15 protein-coding genes are annotated in these 18954 nt (G+C 49.5%); 8 read left to right on the top strand and 7 right to left on the bottom strand.

Going from position 1 to position 18954, the window contains the following annotated elements:
- The first annotated feature begins 30 nt into the window (after positions 1-30).
- The 6 genes from AAHB90_RS27235 to AAHB90_RS27210 all read left to right on the top strand — a co-directional run bounded on the left by AAHB90_RS27235 (position 31) and on the right by AAHB90_RS27210 (position 9023).
- Complete coding sequence (locus AAHB90_RS27235; protein ID WP_342088402.1) at positions 31-693, top strand: hypothetical protein; 663 nt, start codon at positions 31-33, stop codon at positions 691-693.
- Between the two features lie 11 nt (positions 694-704).
- Positions 705-1676, top strand: a complete 972-nt coding sequence (locus AAHB90_RS27230) for a T9SS type A sorting domain-containing protein (protein WP_342088401.1) — start codon at positions 705-707, stop codon at positions 1674-1676.
- Positions 1677-1687: 11 nt separating this feature from the next.
- Positions 1688-3379 (top strand): T9SS type A sorting domain-containing protein, encoded by a 1692-nt coding sequence (locus tag AAHB90_RS27225; RefSeq protein ID WP_342088400.1) that lies wholly within the window; start codon positions 1688-1690, stop codon positions 3377-3379.
- An 80-nt stretch (positions 3380-3459) separates the two neighbouring features.
- Positions 3460-5295, top strand: a complete 1836-nt coding sequence (locus tag AAHB90_RS27220) for a leucine-rich repeat domain-containing protein (protein WP_342088399.1) — start codon at positions 3460-3462, stop codon at positions 5293-5295.
- A gap of 251 nt (positions 5296-5546) precedes the next feature.
- Positions 5547-7670 (top strand): bifunctional aldolase/short-chain dehydrogenase, encoded by a 2124-nt coding sequence (locus AAHB90_RS27215; protein WP_342088398.1) that lies wholly within the window; start codon positions 5547-5549, stop codon positions 7668-7670.
- Positions 7671-7739: 69 nt separating this feature from the next.
- Positions 7740-9023 (top strand): sugar isomerase, encoded by a 1284-nt coding sequence (locus tag AAHB90_RS27210; RefSeq protein WP_342088397.1) that lies wholly within the window; start codon positions 7740-7742, stop codon positions 9021-9023.
- Positions 9024-9227: 204 nt separating this feature from the next.
- Here AAHB90_RS27210 and AAHB90_RS27205 read toward each other — a convergent pair whose 3' ends face one another.
- Both AAHB90_RS27205 and AAHB90_RS27200 read right to left on the bottom strand, forming a co-directional pair.
- A complete protein-coding gene (locus tag AAHB90_RS27205) occupies positions 9228-10247 on the bottom strand; it encodes a GntR family transcriptional regulator (protein WP_342088396.1) in 1020 nt (339 codons plus the stop codon).
- 110 nt (positions 10248-10357) lie between these two features.
- Positions 10358-11575, bottom strand: a complete 1218-nt coding sequence (locus AAHB90_RS27200; protein WP_342088395.1) for a DUF6600 domain-containing protein — start codon at positions 11573-11575, stop codon at positions 10358-10360.
- A 118-nt stretch (positions 11576-11693) separates the two neighbouring features.
- Here AAHB90_RS27200 and arfB point away from each other — a divergent pair, with 118 nt between their 5' ends.
- Positions 11694-12101 carry an alternative ribosome rescue aminoacyl-tRNA hydrolase ArfB gene (gene arfB / locus AAHB90_RS27195; protein ID WP_342088394.1) on the top strand — a complete coding sequence of 136 codons (408 nt, stop codon included), beginning with the start codon at positions 11694-11696 and terminating at the stop codon, positions 12099-12101.
- A 15-nt stretch (positions 12102-12116) separates the two neighbouring features.
- Positions 12117-13358 carry an MFS transporter gene (locus AAHB90_RS27190; RefSeq protein WP_342088393.1) on the top strand — a complete coding sequence of 414 codons (1242 nt, stop codon included), beginning with the start codon at positions 12117-12119 and terminating at the stop codon, positions 13356-13358.
- On the opposite strand, the gene AAHB90_RS27185 is transcribed toward AAHB90_RS27190, so the two are convergent.
- The 5 genes from AAHB90_RS27185 to AAHB90_RS27165 all read right to left on the bottom strand — a co-directional run bounded on the left by AAHB90_RS27185 (position 13343) and on the right by AAHB90_RS27165 (position 18953).
- The gene (locus AAHB90_RS27185; protein WP_342088392.1) at positions 13343-13708 is read right to left on the bottom strand and encodes a DUF6984 family protein; all 366 of its coding nucleotides are present in this window, start codon (positions 13706-13708) and stop codon (positions 13343-13345) included. The two genes, AAHB90_RS27190 and AAHB90_RS27185, sit on opposite strands and share 16 nt — an antisense overlap.
- A 30-nt stretch (positions 13709-13738) precedes the next feature.
- Complete coding sequence (locus AAHB90_RS27180; protein WP_342088390.1) at positions 13739-14770, bottom strand: hypothetical protein; 1032 nt, start codon at positions 14768-14770, stop codon at positions 13739-13741.
- Between the two features lie 44 nt (positions 14771-14814).
- Positions 14815-15159 carry a DUF5615 family PIN-like protein gene (locus AAHB90_RS27175; protein WP_342088389.1) on the bottom strand — a complete coding sequence of 115 codons (345 nt, stop codon included), beginning with the start codon at positions 15157-15159 and terminating at the stop codon, positions 14815-14817.
- Positions 15149-15394, bottom strand: coding sequence for a DUF433 domain-containing protein (locus tag AAHB90_RS27170; RefSeq protein ID WP_342088388.1), 246 nt, complete (start codon positions 15392-15394; stop codon positions 15149-15151). Before AAHB90_RS27170 ends, AAHB90_RS27175 begins: the two co-directional genes overlap by 11 nt.
- A 127-nt stretch (positions 15395-15521) precedes the next feature.
- A complete protein-coding gene (locus AAHB90_RS27165) occupies positions 15522-18953 on the bottom strand; it encodes a PVC-type heme-binding CxxCH protein (RefSeq protein ID WP_342088387.1) in 3432 nt (1143 codons plus the stop codon).
- Between the last annotated feature and the right edge of the window lies 1 nt (position 18954).

Here is an 18954-nt window from a genome sequence, read left to right as displayed (position 1 = left end):
GAGGAATTACTTAAACTTTTTAGTAACACTATGAAAAAATGTCTACTGGGGTTGTTGTGCCTTTTTATTTCAATTCAATTATTTGGTCAGTCGCTGGAAAGCGATCGGTTGGCACTCATTGCATTCTACCAGGCTACCGGCGGAAATAATTGGTATGACAACACAGGCTGGGTTGTCCCCGGAAATCCGGGTGATAATCCCTGTGGTTGGTTCGGGGTGACCTGCGAGAGCGGGCGCGTTACCAAGCTGGTCATAAAAGACAATGACATCGTTGCGCCTATACCGGCAGCAGTAGGAGGCCTTTCGGCACTGAAACATCTGGACCTGTCCGGCCCCGGAGGCGAGTTCCTCTACTTTTATGGCGATTTGCCTGTCGAACTCGGAAATCTCTCAAACCTTGAATACCTCGATTTAAGTGGTAATCAGCTGACTGGCGTCAATGTGTCGGTTATAAATAATCTGACCAAACTGAAACATCTTTCACTGTCACCCTATCACAACTGGTCTGCTCTTCCCTCATTTGCCAATCTTGTTAATCTGGAATATCTGCGTCTTGCAGTAGAGGACGCTGCAATGCAGGGCGAAGGAATGGTGGGCGCTATTCCTGCCTACATGGGAAATTTCACCAAGCTCAAAACGCTGATCATGCGCCATGGGGGTGTCACGGGTACGATTCCATCAAGTCTGGGCTAACGGACCTGGAAGTGCTGGATTTGAGCCAGAACAAGTTGACAGGGGCTATCCCGGCGTCTTTTAACAATCTGACCAAACTGACGAAACTGGATTTGTCCAATAACAACCTGACCGGGCCGATTCCTGATATTCTGGGAATTCCTGTGGCAGCGTCTGTCGACGTCAGCAATAACCTTTTTGGCCTGGCGGGTACCATCGAGAACCGAACGGTACTCGATAAGTATGCTCCGCAAGGCTTGATTTCATTGATTGTGACTCCTGGCTTTCCTAACTTTTCTGTTATCAAGGCCGAAGGCGTGCAAGCTTATCACGCCACTAACGCCTATAAATATTTTAGGGACGAAATTGAGGTGCCTTCAAATCAACAATACGGGGATTATTGGGCTACGGAAGAGGGCTCCTACCGGATAGAAGTCCGAAATAGTCTGCTCCCGGACCTTGTATTGTCTACAAATACGAAGTTTGTTGAGCCTCCGCTGCCCGTGGCGCTCATTTCCTTTGATGGGAAGTCGGAGAACAACCAAACCAAGCTTACCTGGAAAACGACTTCTGAAACCAATAACAAAGGCTTCGAAATCGAGCGCAGCGTCGATGCACGGGCTTTCGAGACGATCGGTTTTGTGGATGGTAATGGGGATAGTAAAGAAGTTAATACTTATTATTTCACGGATTTGAACCCGTTGACAAACTCCTATTATCGTCTGAAACAGCTCGATCACGATGGAAAATTCGAGTATTCAAAAGTGATTGCAGTAAAAAGTGGAAATGCAAATGTGTGTGTGTATCCAAATCCTGCACAGGAATATCTGATTGTATCCGGGATAGGAAATGCTCAAATGGTTTCTATCCTCGATCAGACGGGCCGCGTTGTCATGAAGCGGCAGGTAGCGGAAAAGCAACGTATAGGTATCTCGAAGCTAACGACCGGTGTTTATACTGTTATGCTGGATGGAAAAGGTATTAAATTTTTTGTTATTAGATAATTAAAAAGATTATGCGTAAACTCTTACTACTCATTCTGCTTACTTCGCAATATTCCTTCGCCCAGTCGCTGGAAAGCGATCGGTTGGCTTTGGTAGCGATTTACAACAGCATGGAAGGGGCAAACTGGTTTTCAAAAACGAACTGGACAGTACCCGGAACGACCGGGGATAGCCCTTGTGGCTGGTACGGGGTCACTTGTGAAGGAGGTCGTGTAACCGGCCTGAATCTATCCAATAATAACGTAGGCGGAACCATACCAGCGGCCATTGGTAACCTTACGGCGTTAAAGAACCTGGATTTCAGCTTTTCAACCGACTTCGAGCTTCCCGAGCAGCGGGTAACAGGCAATATTCCTCCGGAGATCGGGAATCTCGTGAATCTTGAAAACTTAAATCTGGCCGGGGTAATGTGCGACGAGGCCATTCCCGCTTCGATCGGAAATCTTACGCAGTTGAAATCACTTGACCTGCATTTTGTGGCGATCGACGCCGGGTTTACCCCATATGGTAATCTTTCAGGTAGTATCCCAGCCGAGATAGGGAATCTGACTGAACTGGAATATCTCGATCTGTCGTCTCAAAATTTTACCGGTGCGCTGCCTGCCCAGCTGGGAAACCTTGTTAAACTCCAATTCCTTTATTTGTTGCATAATGATTTCAGCGGCACACTTCCGGCATCGCTGGGGAATCTTGTCGAGCTTAAACATTTTTATCTTTCTTATAGCAATTACCTGAGAGGCCACCCGAAAGGCCTGATAACCGGCACAATTCCTTCGACATTTGCAAATCTGACCGGCCTTCAAGTGCTGGACCTTGACAATCAATCGCTCACGGGGCCGATTCCCAACATTCTGGGCATACCGGTTTCTGCATACATTTCCATTCTCAACAATAACTTCAATTTTGAGGGAATGGAGGCTAATATCAGCCGCCTTGACGTGTACGCACCACAGGCACTGATCGACGCAACGCTGATAGGTCCATTGTGCGTTGGTTGCATCCCGACCCAGATCAGACCTAACACGGGAGGCACGATCGCCAACCTGACACACAAACTTTATAAAGGCGATGTGCTCATCAGGACCGTGAGCGGTGTGAATATGGTGGATCTTGATGGCGAGGGCATTTACCGAGTGGAAACGACCAACAGTCTTGTACCTGGTTTAACATTGGTAACAAAGAACTACGTGGCCGTGAAGCTGCCGGTAACGCTGGTTTCCTTTGACGGAAAATTCGAAAACAACCAAACCAAGCTTACATGGAAAACGACTTCTGAAACCAACAATAAAGGCTTCGAAATCGAGCGCAGCGCTGATGCCCGGAGTTTTGAAAAGATCGGTTTTGTAGATGGTAATGGGGATAGCAAAGAAGTTAATACCTATCATTTTACGGATTTGAGCCCGCTATTCAATGGTTATTACCGTCTGAAACAACTCGATCATGACGGGAAATTTGAATATTCGAAGATCATCATAGTGAAAAGTAGCAAGACGCTTAGGATTTATCCTAATCCTGCTTCGGACCACGTGATTGTTTCAGGTATAGATGGGGTGCAGGATTTACAGGTGGTAAATGAGGCTGGCAGGACTGTTCTGAAAACCCAGGCTAGTGCAACAAAACCAATTTCTATTCAATCGTTAAAGCCCGGCTTATATACCATTAAGATTGGTACCGAGGCAGGGAGACTACTGATCAGCAAATAGCGGAAAAGTTTTGTAACCGAACGTAAATATTTGATGAAATTACGGGAACTTTAAGGGTGTCATTCTTATAAAGTTCTTGTATGAAGCAAATTTTATCCTTCCTTCTTCTATTTTGTTCATTTAATACCTTTGCACAAACGCTCGAAGCGGATCGGCTTGCGCTTATCGCCGTCTATAATGCAATGGGGGGTACCGGATGGTATTCCGAAAGGGACGAGCCCTGGCCACTCCCCAGCCAGCCAGGCGCCAGTCCGTGCGGCTGGTACGGAGTTACCTGCGAAAATGGCCGCGTGGTGGTACTCAATCTCAGTGGTAACGATTTCTCTGGACAAATCCCGCCCGAAATTGGTAACCTGACGGCGCTGCGGGATCTCTATCTGTCCTGGTCGGAAGGGCTAAATCCGCGTTCACCCCTGACAGGCGAAATTCCCGCAGAGTTCGCTAATCTGGTAAGTCTCGAGACGCTGGATTTGAGTAACAATAATCTTGATCCCGACGGATTGGACGTGCTGTGGACGTTGCCCCGATTGAAAGTGCTTAGTATATCACCTGCAGGACCGATTTCAGAGTCTATCGGAAACGCAACTACTTTGGAATCACTCACAATGCTCCACGCGGGGAACATCACTTCACCTGATTTGGGAAATCTTCCCGTATCGATAAGTAATCTGACACTGTTGAAAACGCTGGTTATTTCGAATTGTGGTTTTACAGGAACATTGCCGGCGTCAATTGGAAACCTGGGCAACCTGACCAAATTGGAGATCACGGACACCGGGCTCTCAGGGAACATTCCCGGAGGAATAGGTAATCTGGTCAATCTGAAATCGTTGAGTTTATCTGGCAAAGGGCTCACAGGCCCTATTCCCAGCCAGATCGGCAACCTGACCGGCTTGACGTCTCTAAGTATAACAGGCTTAAAAGCAGGGGGTAATATCCCTACGGAACTCGGAAACTTGTCGAACCTCGAAACGCTGACTCTTGCCAACAATGAGCTAAACGGAAATTTACCTGCCTCGATCAATAATTTGTCGAAAGCATGGCTCATGGATTTGAGCGGGAATAATCTGAGCGGGGCTATCCCGAATATTGCCAACATTAAAATTAACAGGTTACAAATAGCTGGAAACAAGTTTACATTCGACGGAATGGAGACCAACTTTTCCAGATTGTCGGTCAACATCCCGCAACAGAAAATAGGCGTTTCGAAAACGAATCGCACATTATCCGTCTATGCGGGCGGAACCCTGGCCAATAACACTTATCGCTGGTACCGCTTCGGAGAGCTGATAGCAACCAAGGTAGGAGATAGCACGTACCTGGCACCGCAGGAAGGAAACTACCACGTGACCGTCACAAACTCGATTGTTACAACGCTGACGTTGACAAGCGAAATTTATAGTATGACGCTCCCGGTAACCCTCGTCTTCTTCGAAGCCAAATCCGAATCCAACCAAACCCAACTAACCTGGAAAACCACTGCCGAAACCAACAACAAAGGCTTCGAAATCGAGCGAAGTGCCGACGCGCGAACATTCGAAAGAATCGGTTTTGTAGATGGAAGCGGAGACACACAGGAGAACCAGTTTTATCACTTTACCGATCTCAATCCGCTGGTAATGGGCTATTACCGCTTGAAGCAGCTGGATTATGACGGGAAATTCGAATTCTCGAAAACGATTGCCGTCAAAGCGGCTAAGGAGCCCATCCGCATTTACCCGAACCCGGCACAGACGGAGCTGACAGTGGCCGGAGCCAGGGGAAATGAGCAGGTGTCTATAATTACCTCGACCGGGAGACCAGTTATCAGCAATGCGAATTTGTCTGTCGGCAAGCTTGATGTCAAGGATTTAAAAGAAGGCATCTACACTATCAAAATCGGAGATGTCTCAAAGAAACTGTTAATAAAGCGCTAGCGCAGTAAGGTTATTTCTCTTTTTCGTGGTCTGAACTGTTACAAGCACGGTTCAGGCCATTTATTTTATATAAAACTTCCAATTCTCACATTAATTCTCAATTTATTTCAACATGCAGGATACAACAGGACGGTGTGCTTTGCTAAGTTTCCTAATCTTGCACATAAGTTCAGAGTAGTATTAATCTGTTAAAATACTTTCAGGAAAGAAGAACTTTTACCTCAAAAACGATAAATAATCAGGAAACAAATATGAGCAGTTCTAAAGTAAGCCAGTACAGGTACGTAAGCTATTTATGGGATGAAGAGAAAGCCGCTTCCCTGGGTGATGATCAGGTAGCACTTCTTCTGTACCGTTCAAATCTGTTGGGTGCGGATCTTCGCCTGACCAACTATGCTGGTGGAAACACAAGCTGTAAAACCATTGAAAAAGATCCCCTGACAGGCAATCCCGTAGAAGTGATGTGGATCAAAGGTTCAGGAGGGGATATTGGTACTTTAACAAGAAGCGGCCTGGCCGGTCTGTATGTCGACCGCCTGCATAGCCTGAAAAACATCTACCGCGGACTGGAATTCGAAGATGAAATGGTGGAGCTGTTCAACCATTGCATTTACGACCTGAAATCGAAGGCTCCGTCTATCGATACGCCGCTGCACGGCTTGCTGCCTTTCAAGCATATCGACCACCTGCACCCTGATGCATTGATCGCGATAGCGGCATCGAAGGAAGGTGAGGCTATTACAAAGGAACTGTTCAGCGGTGAGCTGGCGTGGGTACCCTGGCAGCGCCCCGGCTTCGATCTCGGCCTTCAACTGGAACAGGCGTTGAATGACAATCCGGGCATTCGCGGTATCGTACTGGGTGGCCACGGCTTGTTTACCTGGGGTGATACTGCTTACGAATCTTACATTAATACACTCGATACGATCGAAAGAGCGTCGGAATACCTGGCTGAAAACTACGGCAAAAAACGCCCTGTTTTCGGGGGCGCACGCCTGGAAAGCGAGCCGAAAGAGCGCCGCGCTTCCATAGCAGGCAAGCTGGCGCCTTATTTGCGCGGTCTGGCTTCCGAGCAGCAGGCGATGATCGGTCATTTTACCGACGACGAGCGTGTATTGGAATTTATTGCAAGTAATGATCTGGACAAACTGGCGCCCCTCGGTACCAGTTGCCCTGACCACTTTCTGCGTACGAAGATCCGTCCGTTGGTACTTGACCTGCCATTTGAAAAACTCGAAGCGGCCGACGCCGAAATCCTGGATCACATCCGTCCGCAATTCGAAGCATACCGTGCCGACTACATCGCTTATTACGAGCGTTGCAAGCATTCCAACAGCCCCGCAGTGCGTGACCCGAATCCGGTGATCATCCTGTTGCCAGGCGTGGGTATGTTCTCGTTCGCCAAAGACAAGCAGACTGCACGTGTTGCGGCTGAGTTTTATATCAATGCAATTAATGTAATGAAAGGCGCCGAGGCGATCTCTTCTTATGTTTCATTGCCGGAGCAGGAAGCGTTCGACATCGAATACTGGTTGCTGGAAGAAGCAAAATTGCAGCGTATGCCGAAAGAGAAATCGGTATCCCGCAAAGTAGCTTTCGTAACCGGCGGATCAGGCGGTATCGGTAAGGCAATTGCCCAAAAACTATTGCAGGAAGGCGCTTGTGTGGTGATCTCGGATATTGATGAAAAAGCATTGGCCGAAACCAAAGCGGAATTCGATGCGAAATTCGGCAAGGACTTTTCGGATACGACCGTAGCGAACGTGCTCGACGACGAGGCGATCAAAGCGGCATTGCATGCGACGAAACTGAAATACGGCGGGTTGGATATCGTCGTAAACTGCGCCGGTTTGTCGATCTCGAAACCATTGGCGGATACAACGATCAAAGACTGGGATATTTTGCAGGATGTGTTGGTAAAAGGCCAGTTCCTGGTATCGCAGGAATCGGTGGCTATTATGCGTCAGCAAGGCCTGGGCGGTGATATCATCAACATCGCGAGCAAGAATGGCATTGTTTCCGGCCCGAACAATGTAGCTTACGGAACAGCCAAAGCGGCTCAGCAGCATATGTCGCGCCTCTTGGCAGCGGAACTAGGCCCCGACAAGATCCGTGTAAATGTGGTGAACCCCGATGCGGTAATTGCCGGAAGCAAGATCTGGGAAAGCGGCTGGGCTGCCGGACGTGCGAAAGCGTATGGTATCAAAGTCGAAGAACTGCCAGCTTACTATGCGAAAAGGACCGTACTGAACGCGGAAATCCATACAGAGGACATTGCGAACGGCGTATACATTTTCGTGAGCGGCTTGCTTAACAAGAGCACCGGAAACGTTATCAATGTCGACGGCGGTGTTCCTGCGGCATTCCTGAGATAATGATCAAAATATGTTAAATCAGACTTGGCGGGTTGTACAGACTTGCCAAGTCTTTTTAATTCTATCCAGATGAAAATTGAACAATATCAGATCGACCAGCATAACGACAGCCTATTTTCGCGGCATAACAACCAGTTCATTTTCCTGCAAGAGCAGCTGGGTGAGCAGGGTATCAATGCAAAAGACATCGTAAAAGCGCTGGAAGCATTCCAGGTAGCGATCCCGAGCTGGGCATTGGGCACCGGTGGCACGCGTTTCGGACGTTTTTCGGGAGTAGGGGAACCTCGCTCGCTGGAAGAGAAAATTGAAGATGTTGGCCTGCTGCACGCATTGAACCGTTCGAGCGGCTCCATTTCGCTGCATATTCCCTGGGATATACCCGGCCAGGCACAGCCGATCATCGATTTGGCGACGTCGCTTGACCTGAAATTCGACGCGGTGAATTCCAATACATTTCAGGATCAGAAAGACCAGGAGCATTCATACAAATTCGGCTCGCTCTCGCATGTGGATGCGAAGGTGCGCAAGCAGGCGGTCGAACATAATATCGAGGTTATCAAGCATGGTGTGAACCTGGGTTCCAAATCACTGTCGATCTGGCTCTCGGATGGTTCCTGCTTCCCTGGCCAATCGAACTTTGTGCGGGCTTTTCAGAATACACTGGAATCTTTGCAGGAGATCTACGCCGCATTGCCCGATGATTGGAAAGTTTATGTGGAATACAAAGCCTACGAGCCTAATTTCTATTCAACGGTGATCCAGGACTGGGGCAGCTCGTTGCTGTTCTGCCAGAAACTCGGCCCGAAAGCAGATGTACTGGTTGATTTGGGCCACCATTTACCCAATGCAAACATCGAGCAGATCGTAGCGACACTGATGATGGAAGGCCGTTTGGCAGGTTTTCATTTCAATGATTCCAAATATGGTGATGATGATTTAACGGTAGGTGCCATTCGCCCATATCAACTGTTCCTGATTTTCGTAGAGTTAGTAGAAGGTATGAAACGCGCCAACCGCGCCAGCGACACCTACGCCTGGATGATCGACGCGAGCCATAATGTGAAAGATCCGTTGGAAGACCTGCTGCAATCGGTAGAAGCCATATTGATCGCACAAGCACAGGCATTGCTCGTTGACCGGAAGAAACTGGAACAGGCCCGCAACGATAACGACGTGGTACTGGCCCAACAGATATTGCAGAATGCATTCCGCACCGACGTGCGCCCGCTCGTGCGCGAGGCCATGCGCCTGAGCGGTGGTTCGCTCGACCCGATCGGGCTGTACCGTCACCTGGGCGTCCGCAATGAACTGCTGAATGAGCGTGGGAAGCTGACGGTAGCCACCGGTTTGTAATACTCTGTCACGCTGAGCGAACCGGGCCGCCGGGCGGTCGAAGCGCATGTACGACGTCACGGTACTGACTGTCTTCGACTTCGCTCAGACTGACATCCTTCGACTTCGCTCAGACTGACATCCTTTGACTTCGCTCAGACTGACGTCCTTTGACTTCTCTCAGAATAACACTACTCAGTGTGACATTACGCAATGCGACATCGCTTAAAGCGACTTCCGCCGAATCAATGTAAACGGGTTTTTGATAATGGCCCTTTTTCCTTCCTTGATGATCTCGGCTGCCGCTTTACCCATTTGCTCATGATCCGTCGAAATGGTGGTAATGCCATCGAGCAGGATCTCTTTCAGTGGCGTTTCATTGTAGGAAATAATGCCAACGTCTTTTCCTACCACAAGCTGTTGTTCCTTGCACTTTTTGATCAGATTCACCAGATCGTTTTCTTCGATCACCACATAAGCCGTATCCTTCATCGCCACGCCGTTTTCGTGAAAATCATACATGATCTCGTGCTCGAACTCGTGCTGAATGCAGAAAATCCGGAAACCTTTGATGATTTCCTTCGGATAGCGGATCATCGTGGGGAAAATGAGGATTAGTTTTTTGTAAACTTTCAGCAAATCCACCGCCTCGTTCAGCGCGTGCACAATGTCTTTCTCGAAGTTCTGGAAAACGGCCGAATGCTTTTTGGTCGGAAATTCAATGTCTTTGTCAAGTAAAATCAGTTTCTCCGGCGGGATCATTTTCAGTGTCTCGACTGCTTCTTCCATTTTTTCGTAGAAATGCGGCATGATTACGTAATAGTCGTATTCACCCAGACTGTTCTTGATCAGGTTTTTGAAGATGTTGGTATTCGAGTGATGAATATGCAGATCTACATTCACATTGCGGCCGATATTCTCGACAAATGCATTGTAAACCTGCTTTTTGTAATTGCTTATTTTATTAAAAACCAGCAGGATACGAAGTGAAGTTTCAATGTCTACCCGGTTGATGAAATAGCCCTTCCCGCGAACTGAAATCAGTACGCCGTCCTTGATCAGGTGCTTGTAGGCCTTTTCGACGGTATCGCGAGAAAGCAGGTATTCCTCACTTAACTGGTTAATGGAAGGTATTTTATCGCCTCGTTTCAGCTTTCCTTTGCTAATCGCCTGCAACAGCGATTTGATGATCTGCATGTACTTGGGTGCACTCTCCTTGAACTCAATGTCAAATTGTATTTCCATTCAATACCGTGGGTTGGGGATCAAGCTAAAAATAACACTTTTAAAACAAAAACAACCCGACGGAGAATACTTACTATCCCGCCGGGTTGTTTTTATGTTAAGGGGTGCAATTATCTCGGGCCCCTGCCGCTGCGTTCACTGGAACCGCCGCCACGGTTTCCATTATCGCCGCCACCGCGGTTACCACGGTCGTTGTTGCGAGGTTCCGGTGCACTTCTTTCCTGACGTTCCACACGCGGCGCCGGTTCGAATGACCGGTTGCTGCGTTCCTGTCTCTCAGGGCGTTCTATGTTCGGGCGTTCCACTCGTTCCGAACGGCGCTCGGGGCTGTTGCCGGGGTTACCATAATCGCGGTTACGTTCCGAGCGGTTTGGTGCTTCATAGCGATCATTGCGGCTGGGGTTTGGTGCTTCGTACCGGTCGTTCCGGTTATCATTCGATTCACGGTTGCGTTCGATGCGGCTGTCGCGGTCATCGAATGGATTGCGTGAGCCCCGTCTTGAATTATCGCCGGGTTCAATCCGGTTATCGTCGTTGCGGTTGCTCCGGTCGATACGTGGGTTGGCGTCGATTGTGCGGCCTCCGCGGTCATGATCCCGTGTACCGTAGTCGTAGCGGCCATTTCCACGGTCAGCGATAATCACCCGTCCGCGGCCTCTTGGGCTCGCGTCGATTGTACGCACCGGCACGCTTCTACGGGTGATACGTTCGATTTCGTCGCGGCGCGGACCATACACATAGGTGCGGTTGTTGTTGCGGTAATAGTTATTGATTACCACTGTGTTGTTGTAGTAATGCGATACGCGTCTTTGCGGTGCGCAATACGAGTGCCAGCCGGGGCTCAGGATATAGCGTTGGGGTACAAACACCCACCAGAAAGACGGAATGTTGATCGATACATTGATATTCACGCCCGGTCCCAGTGGTGCCCAGCCGTAATAGCCGCCACCCGAACGCCAGTTAACCCAAGCCGGGCCCCATTCGTAATCAGGCACCCAGAACCAACCGTAATAATCGTCGTACGACCAGCGACCGTAGTGGAAAGGTGCCCAGCCCCAGTCGTATTCCGAAACCCAGGTATTACCATATTCTGTCTGTTCCCAGTAACCGGCGGTGGAGTAGGGCTGAAAGCCACGGGGCACGTCGGGGATCCAGACGGAACCATATTGCGGATTACGCATCCAGCGGCCATAGGGTGTGAGCTCGTCGTAAAAAGTTTCAAAGGTGATCCTGAAACCAGGTTGTGCCTGGGTTTTGTTGGAAACCGAAACACCGCCGAGCATCAAAATGAACAGGCCGATTATTCTTAGTGTACGCATGGTGTCCATGACTTTATGTTTTAATTGTTTTCCTGTTGTTAAAAATCGGTTCTTGGACGTTACTTTTAGATTCTGGTTTAATGGCTCCGCCGGACATTAACACGTGTTAACAAAACTTCAATTACAGATGATCGATCCTGAAATCCTGCATTCCGAACTGGTCTTTCAGACAGCCCGGAGCGGTGGTAAAGGGGGGCAAAATGTGAATAAGGTAGAAACAAAGGTAGAGCTGCGTTTTGATATTCCGAATTCGCAATTCCTGACCGGCGAGGACAAGCAAAAGCTGACCGAAAAATTATCCAACCGATTAACGAACGGTAAAGTGCTCGTATTATATCACCAGACCGAGCGCTCGCAACTGGCTAACAAGGAAAAGGTCGTCGAGAAGTTCGATCGCCTCGTTCGCCAGGCACTTACCGTCGAAAAAGACCGTAAAGCCACCAGGCCTACATTAGCCTCCAAACTGGAAAGATTAAAGTCCAAACAGCGCAATGCCGCCATTAAATCGACGCGCCGCAAGCCTTTTGACGAATAAACAAAAAAACCTTTTATGACCGCCGTCACGCCTGTTCAGCCCAAACTCAGTGCCGTTTTTACATTGCCCGTGATTGTAGCCTCGCTGGGCTATTTCGTGGATGTGTATGATTTGCTGCTTTTCAATATCGTGCGTGTACCGAGCCTGAAAGACCTCGGGCTTTCGGAAGAAGAAATTTCACAGATTGGCGCCAATATTTATAACTGGCAGCAGGCCGGGTTGCTGATCGGTGGTTTTTTGTGGGGAATTCTGGGGGATAAATTAGGTCGCCGTTCGGTACTTTTCGGCTCTATACTGACCTATTCACTCGCAAATATCGCCTGCGGTTTTACACAAAACGTTGAAATCTATTCGATACTGCGGTTTATCGCCGGCTTCGGCCTCGCCGGAGAGTTGGGGGCAGGCATAACGCTGATCGCCGAGATCCTGCCCAAAGAGTTACGCGGTTATGGAGCGTCCGTCGTGGCGAGCGTCGGCCTGGCCGGAGCGATCGCCGCATTCTTTGCCGTAAAGCTCACCGACTGGCGAATGGCCTATTTTATCGGCGGCGGGATGGGACTGATATTGCTGATCCTTCGGGTAAATGTGCTGGAATCCATTGTCTTTAATAAAAGCCTTGAAAAACGAGGCTCGAAACCTGTGCCCTGGTGGACGATATTTACCAGTTGGTCGCGGTTTGTACGCTACATGCGTTGCATGGGGATCGGTCTGCCGACTTACATGGTGATTGGTATATACTCGACATTCGGCAACGAGTTTGCCAAAGCCCTGGGCATCGCAGAGGAGGTTCCGGCGGGTACCTGCGTACTGTACACGTACATAGGCGTAGTCACAGGCGACTTTTTCAGCGGGATACTGAGCCAATGGCTGCGCTCTCGCAGGAAGGCCATTTTGCTAATGATGCTCATGACGCTCGCGGGCGTAGCCTGGCTGCTTTCAGGTGGGATCAATACGCCGGCCGCCCTCTACATTTGCTACGTTTGGCTCGGCTTCTCGATCGGCTACATTGCCATGTTCCTGACAACCACCGCTGAACAATTTGGGACTAACCTTCGCGCGACGGTCACTACTTCCGTGGCCAACAATGTCAGGGCAACCGTGTTGCTTACGTTGCCGTTGTTCCAATTCCTGAAAAAGGATTCCGGCGTTTTACATTCTGGCGCGGTAGTGGGTGCCATATGCTTTTCGCTGGCCTTGCTCTCGCTTTGGAAAATGGAGGAAACCTATGGAAAAGAACTGGACTACGAAGAAAACTGATCGCCTTGTTCTTCGGGCGTTTTGCCGAAAATCAGCTTGTCGGGAGTAGGGTATTCCAAAAGTTTGGTAAAATCCACCTTCCAGAAATCCAGGTCGAGCAGCTGTCCGTCGGTGTCCTGTGTTAATGTAATCACAACCGGCGTGTCGTCGATATCGACATACTCGGCCTGAATGAGGTCGACGGCATAGCCATTGACATTCCCGCCCAGGCTAATGCTGCCCATCTTTCCGCCTTCGTATTCATCCACCATTTCGGCTACCGGGAAGTCGATCGGATCAAGCCCCAGCTTTTCCAGGAGAAAATGAATAATGTCCAGTTCTTCGCCCCTGATCGGTCTGATGTTGCTCATGATATTATTTTTGTACTAAAACTAAACGGGTTATCCTGCGGCTTTGCTGCGCCATTGCTCTGCTTTTTTAGCCACGAACCAGAAGGATAACGCCAGCAATGCAAAGAAAATCCCTGCATTGGTACGATCCCAGAAATATTCGAAATACCGGGTATAGATATTCAGAAGAAAGAAAACGAGGCAAAGGTCACGCAGCGTTTCCTGCTTGAATTGAAATGCATAATACAGCATTCCCGCCAGTACAAGCGTGAAACCGAGTGCCCAGAACCAGAAATGGCTTTGTTTAAGCGCCTTCCAGCCTTCATAATCGGCATAATTACCAAAAATCGAGAGTGTCCAGCCGGCGATTAAAAAGAGGAGCAGTCCGACGGTGTAGGTAACTTCTTTCAAAAAGGCAGTGGGCCGGATCTTGCCGACGACGAAAGACGAAGCCCAGATCACGAGACCAAAAATCGTCATCCGAAGCGGATAATTCATGCCCAGAAAGCGAAAGCTGCCTCCCGACCAGTAATGCGTCTGCGCACCCCACCAGCCCGCGAGCGCGACGATCGCCGCGACCCAAAGCAAGGTCGATCGAAGAAAAATGGAAATGCCGCCGTAAGCCAGCGCCGCAAAAAGGAGCGGTAGTGCATAATTTCCCGGCCCATCCAGCAATCCGCGTGTCCAGTACGTGATCGCGATCGCGACGGTCAGAATGATGGCGATGTTATAAACTTCATTACTGATTTTAGTGCGCGAGTTTTTATTGATGCGTCGCTTGGCGAGGTACACAAAAAGTCCCGCGACAGAGGTAAACAGGATCCCGACAATATTTTCCGAGAAACCCCAACGCTTCCGCAGTAATTCGATCCATTTTTCGTCCAGTACCAAAGCCCCGAATGCAAGCAGTCCGCACGAAACGGCAGAAATTAAAGCATAGATAGCGATCGCGTCCACATTCGCATTCCGGACGCTATAACTGCCACGCAATTCCGTAGCCAGTTCCTTTGAAATCCGCGCATCTTCCTCCCACGACTGGATTGCTCTGTTTACGATCTCCGCCTCTTTTTTGTCGAGTTCCATTCAAATTTTTTAGTGCTGATGAATTAAAATTGTGCCTGGCCTGGCTAGTTGAATGCTTCGATTTTGTCGTTGAATATGACTTCCAGCTTGTAGGTTTGGCTTAGCTGAATTACCTCATTCCATACCTCGGAAATAAGCGTGTGAAATGCCTTCATAGATATGTTGCCGGTACGAAAATGGATTATGCGGGGAGGAGGTGTAGAGACGAGTATTCTGTTTGAAAAGTCAGAATCCTTGGTGATAATCGTCATCTCTTCGCTTTTAGCGTAGGACCAAATATTGGAGTCTTTTGCTGTGCGTTCGATATCCAGTTGATGAACGTAATCCGGATTATTCCAAATTGAAAAGTAGTAAGGCAAATTTACGTCAACAAAGTATTTAGGCGACATGCTTTATTTCTTTGATGAAATAGTTCCGGTTCATCATCTCAATCGCGAACTCAAAACAGGCATCGATATCTTCTTTTTCGATGGCGGGATATTGATATGGTAATTCTTCCCTCGTTGTTCCGGCAAAAAGAAATTCGAGCACGGTCTGAACGGTTATCCGCATTCCCCTGATGATAGGCCGACCATTGCAAATGTCCGGATCAATGGCTATTCGTTCGGTTAGATACGTTGTCATGTCTTAACTTTTTTCAAATATACCCAAATCAATCATATAACAATTGACAGGCCACTTTTGTCCAATGCGTAAAAATAAACCCCGGAATCCTAAAATCCCGGGGTTTGTGATATAAGGTGTTCTTCGGTTACTTTTTCAAATTCGAAAGGAATTCCACTACATCCCGTATCTCCCTTTTCGACATGATGTTGCCCATAGGCGGCATGCTGGAAGGTACGTTTTCGCGTTTCGCAATGCGTGAAACAGCTATCTTCAATGGCTCCGCTTCCGAGGTTTTCAGAACCAGTTCATGCTCGTTTTCCTGGGCCAGGATGCCGGCTGCGGAAGTGCCGTCTTTCAAAGTAAGCATGACCATCCCAAACCCGGGCGACAGGCGCGCGCTTGGTTCAATGAGCGCCTGGAGAATCTGCTCGCGCGTGAGGACACTTCCGATGTTCGAAAGGTTAGGGCCTACTTCTCCGCCTTGTCCGCCGATCGAGTGGCAACGCACGCATTCGGCTGCTGAGCTGGTCATGAAATAGCGACGACCCGCCTGAGCGTTTCCGCCGAACAATGCATCCTGATAGTCGGCTGCCGTGTTACCCTGCTTGCGCAGCGGCGCTATTTTGGCGATCAACGTGCTGGATTTCGTAGAATCGACAGCCTCGCCCAGGTCGAGTAGCAGGTTTTGCGGGAGCTTGTTATCTGCCATTTTACCGATCAGGCCTGTAAAGATCGTTTCGGTTTTCGCTACCGGCAGGCTACCCAGCACTTTCAGGATTTGCTGCTGCTCGCGGACGCTGCCTTTTTCGAATATGGTGTTTGAAATATCCGACAATGCTTCTTTGGACATGCTTACACTTCCTACCATGCCCAGTGCAGCCGTGCGGACGTCGGCATCCGAATCGCTCATACCTTTTTTCATGACGGTTTCCATGTCCGTGTATTTCAGGTCGTTCAATGCCAGGAGCATTGCCGCACGTACCTTCGGATCGTTGCTGTCGTTGAGGATTTTCGCTAACGCGGCGTTGTTATCGCTTACATTCAGGTTGGTCAGCATTTGCGCAGTAGCAATGAGGATCGCCGGCTCGTTTTCCTGCAAAAGATCAGCCACCATCGGCTTGATTTTCGCTTTCACGCCTGCCGGATCACGCTCCATCGGGCCGCGGTAACGGCCATCGACGCGGTCGGTAACCGAAGGACTTGCCCATGTGCCAAGCGTTGCAAGCGCCTCTGCGCGCATTTCCTTGTTCACGTCTTTTCTTTTAGCAAATGCGATCAGGTCGTTCAGTTGCGTTTCACCGCCCACACGCAATGCAGCGTTGATCGCCCGGCGCAAAAGTGGCTCGGAAGTGAATCCTTTTTCGTTCAAAACAGCCGCCAGCGCAGGTAATGCAGCGGGAATGGACAAATCGTCGTTGATACCGCGTGCGGCTTCCGTTACAATGTATTCGTCCTTGTCTTTCAGGAATGCGCTGATCTGCTCGTTTTTCATGCGGCGCAGCACAAGCACACCCGCGATGCGAAGCGATTTTTCAGGACTGCTTGCCAATGCGGCGATCGGAGCAACCTCGCCTATGCGGGAGAGCGCAAGCACGCCTGCGTGACGAATGTACACGTCCTGGTCATTGTTAACCTTCACCATATCGATCAAGGGCTGTACCGCATTTTTATCACGGACACGGCCAAGCGCCTGTGCCGCGAAGAATTGTACGCGCGGGTTTTTGCTTTTCAGCATCGGTATCAGCATCGGAGCCGCTTCCGCGATTTTAGCATCGCCCAATACTTTTGCCGCCTGCACGGTAATTTCTTCATCCGAGTCCTTCAACAAAGTCATCAGCACATTGGCATATGACTTATCCTGCCGAGCCAATTGACCCATTCCCCAGATACCGTGAATGCGACCGAACTGGTTGCCGGTTTGTGCAATGGCTTTGCTTAGCACCGCAGCGCCTTTGGCACCTCTGGAGGCGAGTTCAAACTGTGCTTTCTGGCGGATGCGCATATCTTCATAAGAAAGCAGCGGCAGCAATGCGTCGTCGGATTGTTTGGTATAATCCAGTTGCATCAGGCGCTTGGTTTCGGTGCGGATTGCTTTCAGGTCGTTTTTGTCGTCGGCAACATCGAGTTTCCACACACGGCCATAGTTTTTAGTATCCCAACCGTTGATCCAGTCGGCAACGTACAATGCGCCATCGGGACCGAAACGGATACCGGTTGGCAGGATACCTGTAAGAATGTTTTTCTCGCCATCCAGCACGAATGAAGCGCCTTTTGGTTTCAAACCAAATGACCAGATCGGCGAACGCGCAGGGTTACCCACGAATTCAACGAGGAAGAATTTGTTTTTCCATTCCTTACCCAATGCCGTTCCCGGGTTGTATTGCATGCCGGTAGGGCCGTTGTGGTAGTTTTGAATGGGAGGAATGATATAGGCCGCCTGGCCTTCCCAGCGTGGTTTGAAGAGCTTTTCATCCATCCAAACCTTGTAGCTGTTGTTTTTAGGATCGGTGTATTTACCATACTGCCAGTTGGAACGCCAGCCGGCGTCGGAGCCTTCCACAACGTGTACCAGGCGCTCGCTTTCGCCAGGATGGTCACCGTCGTTGTCGGAACTGATGAGGTTACCATATTCGTCGAACACAAACTCGTGTGTGTTGCGGAGTCCGTGCGCGAAGATTTCAAAATCACTGCCATCCGGGTTGGAGCGTGCGATGATACCTGAGTTCGGGTGCTCATGCTTTACACCTTCGGCAGTAGTAATATTAGCGCCAATGTCACCGATGTTCCAATAAATCTTGCCATCCGGCCCTTCGATCGGGTTCGACATGCCGTGCCCGCTGAAACCGATATGGACGCCGTAACCGTGGCTGATGGATGTTTTTTCGTCCAGAACGCCGTCTCCGTTGGTGTCTCTCAAACGCCATACATCCGGTGCGATGGTTACGAAAATATCTTTTGCCCGTACGAGCAAGCCGCCCGCAACGTCGGAAACTTCATCGAAGAAGTCGTCGAGGATGCGCATCGACACATCGGCGATACCATCGTTGTCGGTATCTTCAATGCGCCATACTTCGTCTTTCTCAACCGCGAGGTCCTTCCAGTCGTGCGAGCCGTCGCCGTTGAGGTCTTTCAGCCAGTTGTTTTCTTTGCTTTTTTCGGGTGCAAATGTCTTGTGCAGGAATTTGCGGCGGTCTTCTACCGTCTGCAAAGCGATCGATTCGGTGATCCAGTTACGGTGCCCGCGAATATCGAATTCCGAGTTCTTCTGGCGATTGGTCCGGTTCAGATACACTCTGCCGGCATCGTCCATCGCAATCGCTACCGGGTCCGGAGCGAGGGAATCGGATGCCCAAAGGTCGAGTTTTAACCCGTCTGCGAGTTTAACGACTGTTTTTTCGCGAATTTCTTTGGCCCTGGCCTTGGCAGTCGCGGCGTCTTCTTTCACCACGATTTTGGTGCTGTTGGTCTTCACGACAGGCCCCGAAGACATAGGAGCCATTTTCATACACGACACTACCGCAATAGTGGTCGCCGCCATCAGGGTTAGGGGTGTTTTGAGATGTTTTTTGGAGATCATT

It is taken from the genome of Dyadobacter sp. OTU695, from assembly GCF_038440355.1.
Lineage (GTDB): Bacteria > Bacteroidota > Bacteroidia > Cytophagales > Spirosomataceae > Dyadobacter.
The sequence above is the reverse complement of the archived record's forward strand: the minus strand, read 5'-3'. Positions and strand labels throughout refer to the sequence as shown.